Below are 2,465 nucleotides of genomic sequence, written 5' to 3'. Positions count from 1 at the left end.
CATCCATAGACTCCCGCCGCCGCTGGAACAGGACTCGGACGCGTCAAGACCTCCTGCGCTGAACACAGCCCATTCGGGTCGGTGAGGAAAGCAGCTTCCATAAGTCCTCCAGACGGATCGCGGTGTGTGGGTACTGGGTTCTCGGCGTCGGTGGTCAGAATCTTCGACCATGCCAGGATCAACGCGACTGCCGCCTGGAAGCCCAGCGCTTCTCTGCGGGGTCCCACCGGTAGAACGCGAACTCTCCGTCAATGCCTCCCCACCCCTCCCAGCTTCCCCGTCCGTAGCTGATCAGGAAGGGTGCAATATCCGGGTGTGGCGGGTCGGCATCGCAGATGTCGGACAGTTGCAGCAAGGCTTCCGCGGGGACATCGGGAGTCAGCGAGACCCGCCAGCCCTGCTCTGTCCTCAGCTGGATCCCGGCCTCAAGGCCACCCGAATCCCGTTGCTGGCGGCGCAGGAAGCGGCGCACCGCAGTGCGAGTGCCGTCATCGAGAGTGCCGGCCAAACGGCTGCCGAAGTGCTGGACGAGCGTTTGCAGGAACGTCGTTGCCGCGATCACGGCCCCGGTCTGCACGATCATCTGCGTGATGTTGTAGGCGACGCCGGGCTCATGGGTGTCACCGGGGAACTGCAACAGATCCTCGCGCTGACGCCGCTGCTCGTTGTGCTGTGGCTCACCGCTCACCAGGTCTCCTCTCCACGGTCCGATCATCGCAGTCCGCTTGCTTGGTGGTCTGCGATTTGGAGGGAGCAGCTGACGCTGCGGTATGAGCCCTAAGTGCTTGCGGCCATTGCGTGTTGATACCTTGCGTCCACGATGGAAACAAAGCGTTTGCTCTTACCGGAGTTCGCCTCTCTCATCAAGTCTGTCCAGAAGCCTCGGTTCTTGAGCCAATACCGCCTCCCCACCTCCCCTTTGAAGAAGATGTCGAGGGTCAGAGAGAGTTGTTCGTCGTTGAGGTCCTTCACGATGTAGCAGGAGTGCCACCAGGTGACTATCAGGTTGGTGAACATGATCTGCCTGGCTTCTTCTTGCGGAACCGTCGCGAGATCGCCGCCCCAGCAGACGCGTAGTTCGGAATCCTCGATGGCCATGCCTATGAGGTCGCGATGGTAGGCCCTTACGCTCTCTTCCCTGGAAAGTCTCGTCTGTCGGGACTGATATATGAGAGACAGAATGACGCCCAGCAGCGCGAAGATTGAGATGGTCAGCGAGATTGCAGCCACCAAGTGAATCACCTCAAGAGCTGACGGTCTGCTCTCAACGTTCCATCTCCCGACTCGTTCCGCCAGGTACGAGCCCTACGAAGCGAACGGCACCGCTGCCGGGGTCCCGTCCAGGGATGAGGGCGCCGGGTGGTGCCACAGGTTCCGTGCTGACAGTTGTGGCAGGACGCCCTCGCCGAACCAGTACGCCTCCTCCACGTGCGGGTAGCCGGAGAGGATGAACTCGTCTATTCCCAGCGCGTGGTACTCCGCGATGCGGTCGGCGACTTCGGTGTGGGAGCCGACCAGGGCCGTGCCCGCGCCGCCGCGGAGGAGGCCGATGCCGGCCCAGAGGTTGGGGTAGATCTCCAGGCGGTCCGTGGAGCCGCCGTGCAGGGCCAGCATGCGCTTCTGGCCCTCCGAGCCGGAGCGGGCCAGGCCCTGCTGGACCTCGCTGATCAGAGCTGGGTCGGTGCCGGAGAGGAGTCGGCCTGCCCGGGCCCAGGCCTCCTCGGCCGTGTCCCTGGCGATCACGTGCAGGCGGATGCCGAAGCGGACCTCCCGGCCCTCCGCCTTCGCCAGGGTGCGGATCCAGCCGATCTTCTCCGCCACCTGCGCGGGCGGTTCGCCCCAGGTCAGGTAGACGTCGCTGTGGCGGGCCGCCACCGGGCCCGCCGCCTTCGACGAGCCGCCGAAGTAGACCGGTGGCACCGGGCTCGGGAGGCGGGTGAGGCGGGCCTGCTCCACGCGTTCGTGCTCGCCCTTGAAGTCGACGCTTTCGCCGCGCCACAGGGAGCGGACGACGTGCAGGAACTCGTCGCAGCGGGCGTAGCGCTCGTCCTTGCCGAGGAAGTCTCCGTACGCGCGCTGCTCGTGGTCCTCGCCGCCCGTGACGACGTTGAGGAGCAGGCGCCCGGCTGAGTGCCGTTGGTAGGTCGCCGCCATCTGCGCGGCCAGGGTCGGCGTGACCAGGCCGGGGCGGAAGGCCACCAGGAACTTCAGGCGCTCGGTCGACTCCACCAGCATCGCCGTCGTCAGCCAGGCGTCCTCGCACCACGCGCCGGTGGGCGTGAGCGCTCCCTCGAAGCCCAGTTGCTCCGCCGTGCGTGCCACTTGGGTGAGGTAGGCGAGCGATGCGGGGCGGTCACCACCCGCGGCACCGGTGGGTACGCCGTGGCCGCCGCCGACTATGTGGCGGCTGTCGCCGTTGGTGGGCAGAAACCAGTGGAAGGTCAGGGGCATGGGGTGGGGTGTCC

Annotated in this window: 3 protein-coding genes; all 3 read right to left on the bottom strand. The window is 66.0% G+C overall.

The genetic code is table 11. The features are described 5' to 3' along the window. Nucleotides 1-178: 178 nt before the first annotated feature. The 3 genes from ACQKIP_RS45200 to ACQKIP_RS45190 all read right to left on the bottom strand — a co-directional run bounded on the left by ACQKIP_RS45200 (nt 179) and on the right by ACQKIP_RS45190 (nt 2,451). Nucleotides 179-688 (bottom strand): hypothetical protein, encoded by a 510-nt coding sequence (locus ACQKIP_RS45200; protein WP_365854272.1) that lies wholly within the window; start codon nt 686-688, stop codon nt 179-181. 89 nt (nt 689-777) lie between these two features. Continuing rightward, nucleotides 778-1,230 carry a DUF6082 family protein gene (locus ACQKIP_RS45195; protein WP_365854270.1) on the bottom strand — a complete coding sequence of 151 codons (453 nt, stop codon included), beginning with the start codon at nt 1,228-1,230 and terminating at the stop codon, nt 778-780. 75 nt (nt 1,231-1,305) lie between these two features. Then, nucleotides 1,306-2,451: an LLM class flavin-dependent oxidoreductase gene (locus ACQKIP_RS45190; protein ID WP_365854268.1), complete on the bottom strand. Its 1,146-nt coding sequence runs from the start codon at nt 2,449-2,451 to the stop codon at nt 1,306-1,308. Between the last annotated feature and the right edge of the window lie 14 nt (nt 2,452-2,465).

The organism is Streptomyces sp. NPDC059900 (assembly GCF_050270335.1).
Taxonomy (GTDB): domain Bacteria; phylum Actinomycetota; class Actinomycetes; order Streptomycetales; family Streptomycetaceae; genus Streptomyces.
The sequence above is the reverse complement of the archived record's forward strand: the minus strand, read 5'-3'. Positions and strand labels throughout refer to the sequence as shown.

What these genes read in the sequence shown, in the direction of transcription:
- ACQKIP_RS45190 (WP_365854268.1), bottom strand. Translation starts at nt 2,451, where the DNA reads ATGCCCCTGACCTTCCACTGGTTTCTGCCCACCAACGGCGACAGCCGC.